13 protein-coding genes are annotated in these 14,283 nt (G+C 67.6%); 7 read left to right on the top strand and 6 right to left on the bottom strand.

The features are described from left to right. Positions 1 to 68 precede the first annotated feature (68 nt). Positions 69 to 386 (top strand): PilZ domain-containing protein, encoded by a 318-nt coding sequence (locus tag FHR19_RS14465; protein ID WP_184029760.1) that lies wholly within the window; start codon positions 69 to 71, stop codon positions 384 to 386. Here the strand turns inward: FHR19_RS14465 and FHR19_RS14460 are convergent. Both FHR19_RS14460 and recG read right to left on the bottom strand, forming a co-directional pair. After that, positions 383 to 823: a DMT family transporter gene (locus tag FHR19_RS14460; RefSeq protein WP_184029758.1), complete on the bottom strand. Its 441-nt coding sequence runs from the start codon at positions 821 to 823 to the stop codon at positions 383 to 385. The two genes, FHR19_RS14465 and FHR19_RS14460, sit on opposite strands and share 4 nt — an antisense overlap. Before the next feature lie 177 nt (positions 824 to 1,000). After that, on the bottom strand, positions 1,001 to 3,061 hold the full coding sequence (recG, locus tag FHR19_RS14455; protein WP_184029756.1) for an ATP-dependent DNA helicase RecG: 2,061 nt from the start codon (positions 3,059 to 3,061) through the stop codon (positions 1,001 to 1,003). A 75-nt stretch (positions 3,062 to 3,136) separates the two neighbouring features. Here recG and FHR19_RS14450 point away from each other — a divergent pair, with 75 nt between their 5' ends. From FHR19_RS14450 to FHR19_RS14440, 3 genes are all read left to right on the top strand, one after another. Then, positions 3,137 to 3,403, top strand: coding sequence for an FAD assembly factor SdhE (locus FHR19_RS14450; RefSeq protein WP_184029754.1), 267 nt, complete (start codon positions 3,137 to 3,139; stop codon positions 3,401 to 3,403). 24 nt (positions 3,404 to 3,427) lie between these two features. Then, positions 3,428 to 6,907, top strand: coding sequence for a transcription-repair coupling factor (gene mfd, locus FHR19_RS14445; RefSeq protein ID WP_184029750.1), 3,480 nt, complete (start codon positions 3,428 to 3,430; stop codon positions 6,905 to 6,907). Between the two features lie 130 nt (positions 6,908 to 7,037). Further along, positions 7,038 to 7,328, top strand: a complete 291-nt coding sequence (locus tag FHR19_RS14440) for a GIY-YIG nuclease family protein (protein ID WP_246359535.1) — start codon at positions 7,038 to 7,040, stop codon at positions 7,326 to 7,328. A gap of 193 nt (positions 7,329 to 7,521) precedes the next feature. Here FHR19_RS14440 and ahcY read toward each other — a convergent pair whose 3' ends face one another. Together ahcY and FHR19_RS14430 are read right to left on the bottom strand one after the other, a co-directional pair. Further along, positions 7,522 to 8,949, bottom strand: coding sequence for an adenosylhomocysteinase (gene ahcY / locus FHR19_RS14435; protein WP_184029748.1), 1,428 nt, complete (start codon positions 8,947 to 8,949; stop codon positions 7,522 to 7,524). Positions 8,950 to 9,054: 105 nt separating this feature from the next. Next, positions 9,055 to 9,621 carry a YqgE/AlgH family protein gene (locus tag FHR19_RS14430; protein WP_425505971.1) on the bottom strand — a complete coding sequence of 189 codons (567 nt, stop codon included), beginning with the start codon at positions 9,619 to 9,621 and terminating at the stop codon, positions 9,055 to 9,057. 102 nt (positions 9,622 to 9,723) lie between these two features. Here FHR19_RS14430 and FHR19_RS14425 point away from each other — a divergent pair, with 102 nt between their 5' ends. The 3 genes from FHR19_RS14425 to FHR19_RS14415 all read left to right on the top strand — a co-directional run bounded on the left by FHR19_RS14425 (position 9,724) and on the right by FHR19_RS14415 (position 12,233). After that, positions 9,724 to 10,203, top strand: coding sequence for a peroxiredoxin (locus FHR19_RS14425; RefSeq protein WP_184029744.1), 480 nt, complete (start codon positions 9,724 to 9,726; stop codon positions 10,201 to 10,203). A gap of 52 nt (positions 10,204 to 10,255) precedes the next feature. Then, positions 10,256 to 10,708 carry a hypothetical protein gene (locus FHR19_RS14420; protein ID WP_184029742.1) on the top strand — a complete coding sequence of 151 codons (453 nt, stop codon included), beginning with the start codon at positions 10,256 to 10,258 and terminating at the stop codon, positions 10,706 to 10,708. A 91-nt stretch (positions 10,709 to 10,799) separates the two neighbouring features. Then, entirely contained in the window at positions 10,800 to 12,233 is a 1,434-nt protein-coding gene (locus FHR19_RS14415) for an AMP nucleosidase (protein ID WP_184029740.1), read from the top strand. A 115-nt stretch (positions 12,234 to 12,348) separates the two neighbouring features. Here the strand turns inward: FHR19_RS14415 and FHR19_RS14410 are convergent, their stop codons facing one another. Beyond that, positions 12,349 to 13,119 carry an alpha/beta fold hydrolase gene (locus tag FHR19_RS14410; RefSeq protein WP_184029737.1) on the bottom strand — a complete coding sequence of 257 codons (771 nt, stop codon included), beginning with the start codon at positions 13,117 to 13,119 and terminating at the stop codon, positions 12,349 to 12,351. A 30-nt stretch (positions 13,120 to 13,149) separates the two neighbouring features. Continuing rightward, positions 13,150 to 14,175 carry an aspartate-semialdehyde dehydrogenase gene (locus FHR19_RS14405; RefSeq protein ID WP_184029734.1) on the bottom strand — a complete coding sequence of 342 codons (1,026 nt, stop codon included), beginning with the start codon at positions 14,173 to 14,175 and terminating at the stop codon, positions 13,150 to 13,152. Between the last annotated feature and the right edge of the window lie 108 nt (positions 14,176 to 14,283).

Raw genomic sequence — 14,283 nt, 5'->3', positions numbered from 1 at the left:
AGCCGCCTTCCTTCGCCAAGCCTTTATCGCTGTCCGGGATAACGATCGCTCGGGGGCGGAGGGCTAAGGTGGCACAGTCAGCGCAGCGTATCTTTCACGACGACCGGGCCGAGCATCGCGATCATGTCCATTGGCGTGCCCGCGCCTTTGGCCCGGATGCCCGGCCGCTGTCGCTCACCATCGTGAACCTGTCGCCGCACGGCCTGATGGCGCGCTGCGACACGGAGCTTGCGGAGGGGACGCGCATCCGCGTGACACTGCCCGTCGTGGGGGTGGTGGTGGCGGAGGTTCGCTGGTCGCTCGGCGGCCGGATCGGCGGGCGCTTTGGTCAGGGCATCGACCGGGCAAGCTATTACGAAATGCTGGCGGCGATCCTGCGCCCCTAACCCTTTCGAACGATCACGACGCCGACGAGCACGAGCAGCACGCCCGCGATCTTGACCCAGGTGACGGGCGAGCGCGGCAGACCGATCAGGCCAAAATGGTCGATGACGAGCGCGGCAACGAGCTGGCTCGCAATCGCGATCGTCAGCATCGAGGCGAGACCCAGCCGCGGCGCCGCGAACGCCGTCGCCGCGACGTAGAAGGCGCCGTACGCGCCGCCGACGAACATCCAGGGCTTCACGCCCCGGAGCGCGGACAGCGGCGTCCGGTCGAAGCTGAGCCACGCGGCGATCAGGATCGTCGTCCCCACCGCGAACGAGATCAGCGCGGCGAGCGTCACTGACCCCACCGCGCGGCCGAGCGCGGCATTGGTCGGCGGCTGCGACGCCAGGCCGATCCCGCCCAGAAGCGCGGCGATGAAAGGAAGGAGCGCGTTCATGGCCGCGCGGTAGCGGATCGCTCCCTGATCGTCACCCCGGACTTGTTCCGGGGCTCGCGGCACCCTTCCCCGCCTCACCGTACTTTGGCGAAGGCCGGGGTCCAGTTGGGTGCCGTATCCGCATCCAAATCGGCCGCCCGCAACTGGACCCCGGCCTCCGCCGGGGTGCGGGCTACTTCAACCCGACCGCAGCAGCGCCACCCCGGCGTCGCGCTCGAACAGGTACAGCGCCATCCGCGCCGCTTCCCCGCGTGGGCCGCTCAGGCCCCCGTCGCGATCGACCAGCAGGCGGGCGTCGGCATTGGCGACGGGCAGCAGCTCGCCCAGCATTTCCGGCGCGGCCAGCCGGAACGCCGCCTCCCCCGACTGGCGCGTGCCGAGCAGTTCACCGGCGCCGCGCAGCTCGAGGTCGCGCTCGGCGATCACGAACCCGTCGTTGCTCTCGCGCATCAGCGCCAGCCGCGCGCGTGACGTCTCCGACAGCCCGCCGCCGCGCATGAGCAGGCAGATCGACTTGCCCCCGCCGCGCCCCACCCGGCCGCGCAGCTGGTGGAGCTGGGCAAGGCCGAACCGGTCGGCATGTTCGATGACGATCAGCGTCGCATTGGGCACGTCCACGCCCACCTCGATCACCGTCGTCGCGACGAGCACGCCCGCGCGGGCGGACAAGAAGCGCGCCATTTCGGCATCCTTTTCGGGCGGTTTCATCCGTCCATGGACCAGCGCAACCGCGTCGTCGCCGAAGCGCTTGCGCAGCACCTCCGCGCGCATCTCGGCGGCGGCCATGTCGGACTTCTCGCTCTCCTCGACCAGCGGGCACACCCAATAGGCCTGGCCGCCGCTCGCCAGATGCCGGCCCAGCCCCTCGATCACCTCGGCCAGCCGATCTTCCGACACCACGCGCGTCTCGATCGGCTCGCGCCCCGGCGGCATCTCGTCGAGGCGGCTGACATCCATCTCGCCATATTGCGCGAGCGTCAGCGTGCGCGGGATTGGCGTCGCGGTCATGACGAGCAGGTGCGGCGGGCGTTCTGCTTTCGCCTGCAACAGCATCCGCTGCGCGACGCCGAAGCGGTGCTGTTCGTCCACCACGACGAGGCCGAGGTCGCGATAGGTGACGGCCTCCTGAAAGATCGCGTGCGTGCCAATCAGGATGTCGATCTCGCCCGCGGCGAGGCCCATCAGCGTCGCCTCTCGCAAACGACCCTTGTCGCGGCCGGTCAGGATCGCGACGCGGGCGATGCCCGACAGGCTGCGTGAGAGGTTCTCGTAATGCTGGCGCGCGAGGATTTCGGTGGGGGCCAGCAGCGCACCCTGCGCCCCACCCTCGACCGCGATCAGCAGCGCCATCGTCGCGACCAGCGTCTTGCCGGAGCCCACATCGCCCTGAAGCAGGCGGAGCATCGGCCGCGCCTGTGCCATGTCGCCCTCGATCTCGCCCACGGTCCGCGACTGCGCGCCGGTGGGGGTGTAGGGCAGGGTCAACTTCGCGCGCAGCCGGCCGTCGCCCGTCAGCGCCCGCCCCCGCTTCGCCCGCGCCTCCCCGCGGACCAGCAACAGCGCGAGCTGATTGGCGAGGAGTTCGTCATAGGCGAGGCGTGCGCGCGCCGGGCCGTCCGACGGGTCGGCATGGATGCGCGCCAGCGCCTCGCGCCAGCCCGGCCATTGCCGCTGCGCGAGCACGCTCGGCTCGATCCATTCCGGCAGCTCGGGCGCGCGCTCGATCGCCTGTGCGGCGAAATTGGCGAGGCGTTTGGAGTTCACCCCCTCCGACTGCGGGTAGATCGCCTCTCGCCCGCCCACGGTCTCCGCTTCCTCCGGCGGCACAACGATGTCGGGGTGAACGATCTGGAGCACCTCGCCATAGGTTTCGAGCTTGCCCGACACGAACCGCGGCTCGTTCAGCGGAAACAGCTTCTTCACCCAGCCCGAATGGCCGCCGAAATAGGTGAGCGCGACGACGTTGCCTGCTGCATCGGCCGCGATCGCCCGTGTCGGCCCGCGCCCGCTCGAGGTGCGATAATCGATCGCGGTCAGTGTGATCGCGATGACCCGCCCCGCGTCGGCGGCATCCAGCGTGTCGCGCCGCACGCGGTCGACGTAACCCGTGGGCAGGTGGAACGCCATGTCGACGACGCGCGCGATCTTCAGCCGCTCCAGCGGCTTGGCGAGCGCCGGCCCCACGCCCTTCAGCGCGGTGATCTCTGCAAACAGCGGATTGAGCAATTGGGGTCTCATGCCTATCTCGCCCCCATACACCAGCCGACGGCCGCCGCCAGCGCCCGCCGGCTATTCGGCATTGGAGGAACGCCCATGGACCGCGAACACCGACTGAAGCGCCTGCGCTTCCGCGCCTGGCATCGCGGGACCAAGGAAGCTGACCTGCTGATCGGCGGCTTCTTCGACCGGCAGCATGGCGAATGGGACGACACGCAGATCGACCTGTTCGAGCGGCTGCTGGAGGAGCAGGACGTCGACATCATGGGCTGGGCCACGCAGTCGCAGCCGGTCCCGCCCGAATATCGCGGCCCGATGATGCAGGCGCTGGAGGCGCTGAACTACGTCCCGATCGCCGAGTGATCCTCCGCGCCGCCTAGGAAGCCGATGCCCGACCTCTCTAAGATCCTCACCGCCAAGGCCCCGCTCACCCTCGCGGGCGTGCCGAGCGGCTTCCTGCCCTCGCTGCTCGCCGACCTCACGCGCGCGGCATCGGGCGGCGCGGTGTTCGTCGCCACCGACGACAACGAGATGCGCGCGATCGCCGCAACCGCGCCCTATTTCGCGCCGGAGATCGAGGTGGTGCAGTTCCCCGCCTGGGACTGCCTTCCCTACGACCGCGCCAGCCCCTCGCTGCGCGTCATGTCGGAACGGCTGGCGGCGCTCCACACGCTTCAGCAGAAGGCCACGCGCCCGCGCCTGTTCCTGACGACGGTCAATGCCGCGACGCAGCGCGTCCTGACCCGCTTCCGCGTCCGCCAGCTCGTCGCCCGTCTTGCCCCCGGCGAGCGCATCTCGCTCGACAAGCTAGCGGCGCTGCTCGCGGGCAACGGCTATGTCCGCACCGATACCGTCCACGACGCGGGCGAGTTCGCGATTCGCGGCGGGCTGGCCGACCTCTACCCCTCCGGCGCGGAACAGGCGCTGCGCCTCGACTTCTTCGGCGACGAGATCGAGAGCGTGCGGACGTTCGATCCCGCCGACCAGCGCACCACCGGCCGGATCGACGGCTTCACCCTCCTGCCCGCGTCCGAAGCGCTGCTCGACGAGGACACGATCAGACGCTTCCGCACCCGATACCGTGAGCGGTTCGGCGCGACCGCGACGGGCGACCCGCTCTATCAAGCAATCAGCGACGGCCGCCGCCTTGCCGGCATGGAGCATTGGTTGCCCTTGTTCGAGGAGCGGCTGGAGACGCTGTTCGACCATTTGCCCGCTGATGCCGTCATCGTCCGCGACGCCAATGCCGTCTCGGCGGCGGAGGCGCGGTTCGAGGGGATCGCCGACTATCAGGCGAACCGCGTCCGCGCGCAGTCGAGCGATCCGGGCAGCTATCGCCCGCTCGGCCAGGACCAGCTCTACCTACTCGCCGACGAATGGGCGAAGCGGGTCGAGGAAGCCCCCGCGCACCTCGTCACCGCGTTCCACGAGCCGGAAAGCGCCCGTGTCCTCGACTTCGGCGTCGACGGCCCGCGCGACTTCACGCCCGAACGCACCGCGCAGGCCAACGTGTACGAAGCCGTCGCAAGCCATGTCGAAAAGCTGCGCAAGGACGGCCGCAAGCCGATCCTCGCCAGCTATTCGGCAGGCGCGCGCGAGCGGTTGATGGGCCTGCTCGTCGATCACGGGCTGAAGGGCGCCGTGCTCGCCGACACGTGGCAGGACGCGCTGGGCAAGGCGGATACGACCAAGAGCTTCGGCGTCAGCCTGATCGTCCTGCCCCTGGACCACGGCTTCACCGCGCCTGGGATCGCGGTGCTGACCGAGCAGGACATGCTCGGCGACCGGCTGGTCCGGCGCAAGAAGCGCAAGAAATCGACCGACGCCTTCCTCGCCGAACTCGCCACGCTGTCGCCCGGCGACCTCGTCGTCCATGTCGATCACGGCATCGGCCGGTACGAGGGGCTGACGCAGATCCCGGTACAGAAGGCGCCGCACGACTGCGTCGCGCTCACCTATGCCGGCGGCGACAAGCTCTACGTCCCGGTCGAGAATCTCGAGGTCCTGAGCCGCTACGGTTCGAGCGAAGAGGGCGCGAGCCTCGACCGCCTCGGCGGTGAGGGCTGGCAGCGGCGCAAGGCGGCGATGAAGGAACGCATCCGCGAGATCGCGGGCGAGCTCATCAAGACCGCCGCCAAGCGCGCGCTGCGCCCCGGCCAGGTCGCCGAACCCGATGCCGGCGGCTATCCCGCCTTCCTCGACCGCTTCCCTTACGAGGAGACCGAGGATCAGGACCGCGCGATCGACGACGTGCTCGGCGACCTGTCCTCCGGCAAGCCGATGGACCGGCTGGTGGTCGGTGACGTGGGCTTCGGCAAGACCGAGGTGGCACTGCGCGCCGCGTTCGTCGGGGCGATGGCGGGGATGCAGGTCGCGGTCATCTGCCCCACCACGCTGCTCGCGCGCCAGCACTACACCAACTTCTCCGCCCGGTTCGAGGGGTTCCCGATCAATGTCGGCCGCATCAGCCGCCTCGTCCCCGCGCCCGAGATCAAGAAGGTGAAGGAAGGGCTGGCGGACGGGACGATCGACGTGGTGATCGGCACCCACGCGCTGCTCGCCAAGGGCCTCGACTTCAAGCGCCTCGGCCTCGTCATCGTCGACGAGGAACAGCGGTTCGGCGTCACGCACAAGGAGCGGCTGAAGGCGCTGAAGGCCGACGTCCACGTCCTCACCCTCACCGCCACGCCGATCCCGCGCACGCTTCAGATGGCGATGTCGGGGCTGCGCGAGCTGTCGGTGATCCAGACGCCGCCGGTCGATCGCCTCGCCGTGCGCACTTACGTCATGCCATGGGACCCGGTCGTGCTGCGCGAGGCGTTGCTGCGCGAGCATTATCGCGGCGGTCAGAGCTATTTCGTCACCCCGCGCATCGCCGACCTTCCCGAGATCGAGGAGTTCCTCAGAAACGAAGTGCCCGAGGTTCGCTACGTCGTCGCACACGGCCAGATGGCGGCAAGCGAGGTCGAGGAGCGGATGTCCGCCTTCTACGACAAGAAGTTCGAGGTGCTGATCTCCACCACCATCGTCGAAAGCGGCCTCGATATTCCGAGCGCCAACACGATGATCGTCAATCGCGCGGACAAGTTCGGCCTCGCCCAGCTCTATCAGCTTCGCGGCCGCGTCGGGCGGGCCAAGACGCGCGCCTATGCGTACCTGACGACCCCGCCCGAGCGGATGATGACCGAGGCGGCGGACAAGAGGCTGAAGGTGCTGTCCGACCTCGATTCGCTGGGGGCGGGCTTCCAACTCGCCAGCCACGACCTCGACATTCGCGGTGCGGGCAACCTGCTCGGCGACGAGCAGTCGGGGCATATCAAGGAGGTCGGCTACGAACTCTACCAGGCGATGCTGGAGGAAGCGATCCTCGAGGCCAAGTCAGGGCGCACCGCCGACGACGGCGACCTGAAGCCCGGCGACTTCTCGCCCCAGATCACCGTCGATGCGCCGATCATGCTGCCCGAGGAGTTCATCCCCGACCTCGACCTGCGCATGGGTCTCTATCGCCGGCTCAACGACGTCGAGGACCGTCGCGGGATCGAGGCGTTCGCCGCCGAACTCATCGACCGCTTTGGCAAGCTGCCCGAGGCGACCGAGAACCTGCTGGTGCTGATGGAAGCCAAGCTCAATGCCAAGACCGCGTGCATCGCCAAGCTCGACGTGGGACCGAAGGGCGCGCTGGTCAGCTTCGCCAAGGATCATTTCCCCAATGTCGATGGGCTGATGGCCTATGTCGGCCGGCTGGAGGGAACGGCGAAGCTGCGCCCGGACATGAAGCTGGTCGTCAACCGCCCCTTCGCGACGCCCAAGGCGCGCTTGAACGCGGCGCTGCAGATCAGTCGGGGGTTGGCGAAGGCGGCGGGTTGACTGCCCGGAGAAGCAGAAGAAGCGGGACCCCGCATCAAGTCCGGGGTGACGGATTTTGTTGGGGACCGTCCCTAACCAGTCACGTCATCCCGGGCTTGACCCGGGATCCCGCTTCTTTCTTCTTCCGCCAATGGCGACGGGCGGCTGGGTCTACATCATGGCGGATCGCTACCGCGGCACGATGTACGTCGGGGTGACGGCGGACGTAGCGGCTCGCGTCGCGCAACATCGGGCCGGCGAAGGGTCAGACTTCTGTCGTCGCTACGGCCTCGACCGGTTGGTCTGGGCGGAGCGTACTGAAACGACGCTTGACGCCATTGCGCACGAGAAGCGGATCAAGCGCTGGCAGCGCGATTGGAAGTTCGAGCTGATCGAGCGCGACAATCGCGAGTGGCGGGACCTGTTCGAAACGCTTGGGTGAAGAAGGAAGAAGCGGGATCCCGGGTCAAGCCCGGGATGACGATTTTGGCTAGGGCAACACCTACCCAACCATGTCACCCCGGACTTGATCCGGGGTCCCGCTTCTTCTCTCACGCGCGCAACGAAAAGGGCGCGACCTCCGAGCGGAAGCCGCGCCCCTCTCGAACGGGGACGGGTAGCCCCGCCCGCTCGCGTCAATAGCGGTAGTGGTCCGGCTTGAACGGCCCCTCGACCGGCACGCCGATATAGCCGGCCTGCTTGTCGGACAGCTTCGACAGCTTCACGCCCAGCTTCTCGAGGTGCAGCGCCGCGACCTTTTCGTCGAGGTGCTTGGGCAGGACGTAGACCTTGTTCTCGTACTTGTCGCCGTCGGTCCAGAGCTCGATCTGCGCGAGCGTCTGGTTGGTGAAGCTGGCCGACATGACGAACGACGGGTGGCCGGTCGCGCAGCCGAGGTTCACGAGACGACCCTTGGCAAGGACGATGATCTGCTTGCCGTCGGGGAACTCGACCAGGTCGGTGCCCGGCTTCACTTCGGTCCACTTGTAGTTCGACAAAGCGGCGATCTGGATCTCGCTGTCGAAGTGGCCGATGTTGCAGACGATCGACATGGGGCGCATCGCCTTCATGTGATCGGCGGTAATGACGTCGGCGTTGCCGGTGGCGGTGACGAAGATGTCGGCGCGGGTCACCGCTTCCTCCATCGTTACGACCTCGAACCCTTCCATCGCGGCCTGGAGCGCGCAGATGGGATCGACTTCGGTCACCATCACGCGCGCGCCGCCGTTGCGGAGCGACTGGGCCGAGCCCTTACCTACGTCGCCGAAGCCGGCGACGACCGCGACCTTGCCCGCCAGCATCACGTCGGTGGCGCGGCGGATCGCGTCGACCAGCGATTCTTTGCAGCCATAGAGGTTGTCGAACTTCGACTTGGTGACGCTGTCGTTGACGTTGATCGCGGGGAACGGAAGCTCGCCCTTCTTGGCGATCTCGTACAGGCGGTGGACGCCGGTCGTCGTCTCTTCCGACACGCCCTTCAGGTTCTTGACCGTCTCTGTCAGGTAGCCGGGCTTGCGCGCCACGAACGCCTTGAGCGCGCGCTGCATCTCGACCTCTTCCTCGTTCTCGGGCTCGGGCATGGTGTGCCCGGCTTCGAGCTTGGCGCCCCACAGCGCGAACATCGTCGCGTCGCCGCCGTCGTCGAGGATGATGTTAGCGGTCTGGCCCTCGACCTCATGGTCCCAGCTGAAGATGTCGCCGACATAGTTCCAGTAATCGGCCAGCGTCTCGCCCTTCACGGCGAAGACGGGCACGCCCGACGCGGCGATCGCGGCGGCGGCGTGGTCCTGCGTCGAGAAGATGTTGCACGTCGCCCAGCGAACGTCGGCGCCCAGCGCGGTCAGCGTCTCGATCAGCACTGCGGTCTGGATCGTCATGTGGAGCGAACCGGTGATGCGCGCGCCCTTGAGCGGCTGCGACGCGCCGAACTCCTCGCGCAGCGCCATCAGGCCCGGCATCTCGGTCTCGGCGATCTTGATCTCGGCGCGGCCGAAATCGGCGAGCGACAGATCGGCGACGACGTAATCCTTCGTCGCGAGGACGGGGGCGGTGGCCACGGGCATTACTCCTGGGTCTGGATGGATGCCGTGCGCCTTACCGCGCCGATCGCTCAAACGCAAACGCGATATAAAGATATCTTTAAGTGTGATCGCCAGCCGCTGGGACTGTCAGGCGTTGCCCGCGCTGGTCGAAAGGAGCAGCGGGTCGATGCCCACGCTCGCGAAACCGGTCAGCCAGCGCGCATTGACGTCGGCATCGAACAACAAGGCCTCGTCCCCGTCGACGTTGAACCAGCCGTGGCGCGTCATCTCCTCGTCGAGCTGCCCCGCACTCCAGCCGGCATAGCCCAAGGCGACGATCCAGCGCGACGGCCCCCGCCCCTCGGCGATCGCACGCAGTACGTCGACGGTGCTCGATAGCGCCCAGCGGCCCGCGACATCGACGGTGTCCTGGCCGCTCCAGTCGGCGCTATGGACGACGAAGCCGCGACGCGGCTCGACCGGCCCACCGAAATGCACCGGCACCGCGGGCACGCCGTCGGTGGGGATGTCGAGCTGTTCGAGGACGTCGTGGAACGTCAGTCCCTCGACCAGCGCACCGATGCCGATGCCGAGCGCACCGTCGGCATCGTGCACGCACATCGCGATCACCGCCTGCTCGAAGCGCGGATCGCCGATCCCCGGCATCGCCAGCAGGAACTGGCCGGTCAGGAACGGGCTGGCGGAAACGGACATAACCATCGCCGAAGAACAATAAGAGCGGCGAATGCGATCCGCCATCGCTTGAAAAAGGCGTGGGCCGCGCCAAGCTGGCGTCCAGTCCAACAGGAGCATGGCATGACGATCAAGGCAGGCGACCGCATTCCCGACGCAAAACTGGTCAAGGCCGGCGCCGAAGGCCCAGAGCAGATCGGCGCCGCCGATTTCTTCAAGGGCCGCCGCGTCGCGGTGTTCGCGGTGCCCGGCGCGTTCACGCCGACCTGCTCGGCGCGGCACCTGCCCGGATTCATCGAGCGCGCGAACGAGCTCAAGGAAAAGGGCATCGACGAGATCGCCTGCACCTCCGTCAACGATGCGTTCGTGATGGGCGCGTGGGGCAAGGCGAACAATGCCGATGCGGTGACGATGCTCGCCGACGGCAACGGCGAGTTCGCGAAGGCGGCTGGGCTGGAGATGGACGGCAGCGCTTACGGGATGGGCATGCGCAGCCAGCGTTATGCGATGATCGTCAACGACGGCGTCGTCGAACAGATCCATGTCGAACAGCCCGGCGAATTCAGCGTCAGCTCGGCCGACCATCTCCTCGAAAAGCTCTGAACCGGAACCGTGACGGCCTTGGAATGTTGCTGGTCCGAAAGGAGATTTCGCGATGACCACCGACGTGACCAAGGCCGCGCACGACGCGGCCGAAGCGACCAAGACCAAGGCCGCAAAGGCAAGCGCCACCGTCAAGAAGGCGGCGACCACCGCCGCCGACAAGAGCCGCATCGTTGCCAAGAAGGCGGCGAAGCGCGTGGACGAAGTGACCGAGACGACGGTCGACACGGCCAAGCGCCACCCCGTCGCCGCCGCCGCGATCGCGGTGGGCACCGCCGCCGCCATCGCCGGCGCTGCGTTCGGCGCCACCAAGCTGGTCGAGAAGCGCAAGGAAGCCAAGCCCGCGCCCAAGCGCAAGCCCACGGTGAAGAAGGCCGCGACTCCGCCGAAGCCGGCGACCGCAAAGGCGGCTGCCGCCAAGAAGCCCGCGACGACCAAGGCGCCGGCGCGCAAACCTGCCGCGAAGAAGCCCGTCGCCAAGCCCAACGGCGCGACCCAGCACTGACGATCCCCCGCGGCGGTGCGATCAGCGTACCGCCGCGGAATCGTCACGGCCCCGTCTTGCCAGCGTCATCGCGGCGAATTAGCCGTCCAAGATGACAAAGGCAGAATCAATCGTCGCCGAACTCGATCGGCTCTACACCGCCTCCGTCTCGCGCCTTCAGGCGGCGCTCGAGACCTATCTATCCACCGGCGAAGCCCCCGCGCCCGAAATGCGCAAGGACGGCAGTTTCGCTTATCCCGAGATTCGCGTCCGCTATACCGGCGGCCCCGACCGTCCCGCGCCGACGCGCTCGTTCGGCCGACTCGTCACCGCGGGCGACTATCGCATCAGCGTAACCAAGCCGGCGATGTACGGCGACTATCTGACTGAACAGCTGACGCTCCTGATCGAAGATTACGACGTCGAAGTCGAGGCGGTGCCGGGGCGGCAGGAAATCCCCTTCCCCTATGTCCTCGATCCCGGCCATGCACTGCAACTGGACGAGGTTTCGGCCTCGGAACTCGCCCGCTTCTTCCCCGCGACCGAGCTCGCGCATATCGGCGACGAGATTGCCGACGGTCTGTGGGTCAGCCTGGACGGCACGCGCCCGCTGGCGCTGTTCGATGGCCTCCGCACCGATTTCAGCCTCGCGCGGCTGCGCCACTATACCGGCACGCCGACCGAGCATGTGCAGAAGTATGTGCTATTCACCAACTATCACCGCTATGTCGACGAGTTCGTGCGTTGGGGCACCGAGCAGCTCGGCAAGGGTCAGTATACCGCGCTGTCGGGCGCGGGTGGGCTGTATCTGGAGCCGGGCGCCGATCCGACCGATCATGTCGCCGACAGCGCGTGGCGCCGGCACCAGATGCCCGCCTATCACCTGATCGCGCCCGATCGCAGCGGCATCACGCTGGTCAACATCGGCGTCGGCCCGTCGAACGCCAAGACGATCACCGACCACCTCGCCGTCACCCGGCCCGAGGCTTGGCTGATGATCGGCCATTGCGGCGGCCTGCGCCCCAGCCAGCGGATCGGCGACTATGTGCTCGCCCACGCCTATCTGCGCGACGACCATGTGCTGGACGAGGTGTTGCCGCCGGCCATCCCCGTGCCCGCCATCGCAGAGGTGCAGCAGGCCCTCGCCCGCGCGGCACAGACGATCTCCGGGCAGTCCGGCGACGAGCTCAAGCGGCGGCTGCGTACCGGGACGATCGTCACCACGGACGATCGCAACTGGGAGCTGCGCTTCTCCGCCTCGGCGCTGCGGTTCTCGCTCAGCCGCGCGGTCGGGATCGACATGGAATCGGCGACGATCGCCGCGCAGGGATACCGCTTCCGCGTTCCCTACGGCACGCTGCTGTGCGTCTCCGACAAGCCGCTGCACGGCGAACTCAAGCTGCCGGGTCAGGCCAACCGCTTCTACGAGCGCGCGATCAGCGAGCATATGCGGATCGGCATCGAGACGGTCGAGGAACTCCGCCGCGAGGGCGCCAAGTTGCATAGCCGCAAGCTGCGCGCGTTCAACGAGCCACCGTTCCGGTGAGCCCGCGAGCGCTCGGCGCGATCGGGGTGGCGGCGACCGTGTGGCTGCTGCTGCGCCCGACGCGGCTGGGCGACGGGACGCTGAAGCGAAATCCGCCGCCGGCCGACTGATCGACTCAGTGGGCCGGGTCGAGCCAGTCGGCCAGTGCGTCGCCCAGTTCCGGCTTCGTCACCGCGCTCATATGTCCGCCCGGCACCTCCGCCAGCGCCGCGCCCGGGATCGCCGCCGCGAGCTCGCGATGCGAGCCATTGTCGTCGTCCTCCTCGCCCGCCAGCACCAAGGTCGGCTGCGTGATCGCGCGCACCCGCTCGATCGGCGTATCGACGAACGTGTCGAGGATGTGGCGTAGCGCCACCGGATCGCCCTTCGTCGTCTTCAGGAACGCCTCGACCATCCATTTGGGCGACCCGCGCTCGAACGTGCCGAGATTGTCGAGGATGCCGCGGAAACGGCCGCTACGGCGGTTCGTGTCGGTGAGGCCCTCCAGCCCCATGCCGACGAAGATCACCCGCCGCGGCGCGGGCGCGATCGCCCGGTCGAGCACCCGCATCGTCGTGCGCGCGCCCAGCGAATAGCCGCCAAGGTCATAGTCGGTAAGGTCGAGCTGCGCGATCAACGCTTCTGCATCCTCGGCCAGAACGTCGGGGCGGTAGGCGGCGGCATCGTGCGGGCGGTCGCTTTGCCCGTGCGCGCGCAGGTCGGGCATGATGACGCGGTAACCCTGCGCCGCGACCTTGCCCGCATGGCCCCAACGCATCCAGTTGGTGAACGCATCGGACATGTAGCCGTGTATCAGGACGATCGGCCGCCCCTCGCCCAGTTCGTGCCAGGCAAGGCGCGTGCCGTCGGCCGCGGTCAGGTGGTGGAGCGTCGATTGATCGGTCATCGCGCCTGACTAGCGCGAGGGCCGCTGCGCTCAACCCTTTTTGAGGTGGCGACGGCCCAGGAGCTCGGCGATCTGCACTGCATTCAGCGCCGCCCCCTTGCGCAGATTGTCGCTGACGCACCACAGCGACAGGCCGTTCTCGACCGTCGAATCCTCGCGCACCCGGCTGACGAAGGTGGCGAAGTCGCCGACGCATTCTACGGGCGTGACGTATCCGCCGTCCTCGCGCTTGTCGACGAGCATCACGCCCGGCGCCTCGCGCAGGATCGTCTGCGCATCCTCGGCCGACAGCTCGCGCTCGAACTCGATGTTGATCGCTTCGGAATGGCCGACGAACACCGGCACGCGGACACAGGTGGCGACGACCTTGATCTTGGTGTCGAGGATCTTCTTGGTCTCGACCACCATCTTCCACTCTTCCTTGGTCGACCCGTCGTCGAGGAAGCTGTCGATGTGTGGGATGACGTTGAAGGCGATCTGCTTGGTGAACTTCTTGGGCTCCGCCTGATCGCCGACGAAGATGTTGCGGCTCTGCTCGAACAGCTCGTCCATCCCCGCCTTGCCCGCGCCCGACACCGACTGATAGGTTGCAACGACGACACGCTTGATGCCGGCGGCATCGTGCAGCGGCTTCAGCGCCACGACCATCTGCGCAGTCGAGCAGTTCGGGTTGGCGATGATGTTCTTGGCCGTATAGCCATCGATCGCGTCGGGGTTCACCTCGGGCACGATCAGCGGCACGTCGGGATCCATGCGATAAAGCGATGAATTGTCGATCACGACGCAGCCCGCCGCCGCGAACCGGGGCGCATGGATCTTGGTCGCGTCGCTGCCGATCGCGAAGAGCGCCATGTCCCAACCGTTGGGATCGAAATGCTCGATATTCTGGATCTTCAGACGGCGGCCGGTCTCGCCATATTCGGCCTCCTCGCCGACCGAGCGGCTGCTGGCGAGCACCGCGATCTCGTCGGCCGGAAACTCGCGCTCGGCGAGGATGTTGAGCATCTCGCGCCCGACATTGCCCGTGGCACCCGCGACGACGATCCGATAACCCATGGTCCGCAACTTCCTGTCGTAAACGCCCCGCATGGGGACAAGAAAACGACGGCCGCTTTAGAAGGTCCGCCCGCGAATGGAAGGGCTTTCGGCTTGTCGGACGGCAAG

Origin of the sequence: Sphingomonas yantingensis (assembly GCF_014199325.1) — a bacterium.
In the GTDB taxonomy this organism is placed as follows: Bacteria; Pseudomonadota; Alphaproteobacteria; order Sphingomonadales; family Sphingomonadaceae; genus Sphingomonas; species Sphingomonas yantingensis.
The sequence above is the reverse complement of the archived record's forward strand: the minus strand, read 5'-3'. Positions and strand labels throughout refer to the sequence as shown.

Coding starts and splice junctions, on each gene's coding strand:
- FHR19_RS14460 (WP_184029758.1), bottom strand. CDS start 823: ATGAACGCGCTCCTTCCTTTCATCGCCGCGCTTCTGGGCGGGATCGGC.
- recG (WP_184029756.1), bottom strand. CDS start 3,061: ATGAGACCCCAATTGCTCAATCCGCTGTTTGCAGAGATCACCGCGCTG.
- FHR19_RS14450 (WP_184029754.1), top strand. CDS start 3,137: ATGGACCGCGAACACCGACTGAAGCGCCTGCGCTTCCGCGCCTGGCAT.
- mfd (WP_184029750.1), top strand. CDS start 3,428: ATGCCCGACCTCTCTAAGATCCTCACCGCCAAGGCCCCGCTCACCCTC.
- FHR19_RS14440 (WP_246359535.1), top strand. CDS start 7,038: ATGGCGACGGGCGGCTGGGTCTACATCATGGCGGATCGCTACCGCGGC.
- ahcY (WP_184029748.1), bottom strand. CDS start 8,949: ATGCCCGTGGCCACCGCCCCCGTCCTCGCGACGAAGGATTACGTCGTC.
- FHR19_RS14430 (WP_425505971.1), bottom strand. CDS start 9,621: ATGTCCGTTTCCGCCAGCCCGTTCCTGACCGGCCAGTTCCTGCTGGCG.
- FHR19_RS14425 (WP_184029744.1), top strand. CDS start 9,724: ATGACGATCAAGGCAGGCGACCGCATTCCCGACGCAAAACTGGTCAAG.
- FHR19_RS14420 (WP_184029742.1), top strand. CDS start 10,256: ATGACCACCGACGTGACCAAGGCCGCGCACGACGCGGCCGAAGCGACC.
- FHR19_RS14415 (WP_184029740.1), top strand. CDS start 10,800: ATGACAAAGGCAGAATCAATCGTCGCCGAACTCGATCGGCTCTACACC.
- FHR19_RS14410 (WP_184029737.1), bottom strand. CDS start 13,119: ATGACCGATCAATCGACGCTCCACCACCTGACCGCGGCCGACGGCACG.
- FHR19_RS14405 (WP_184029734.1), bottom strand. CDS start 14,175: ATGGGTTATCGGATCGTCGTCGCGGGTGCCACGGGCAATGTCGGGCGC.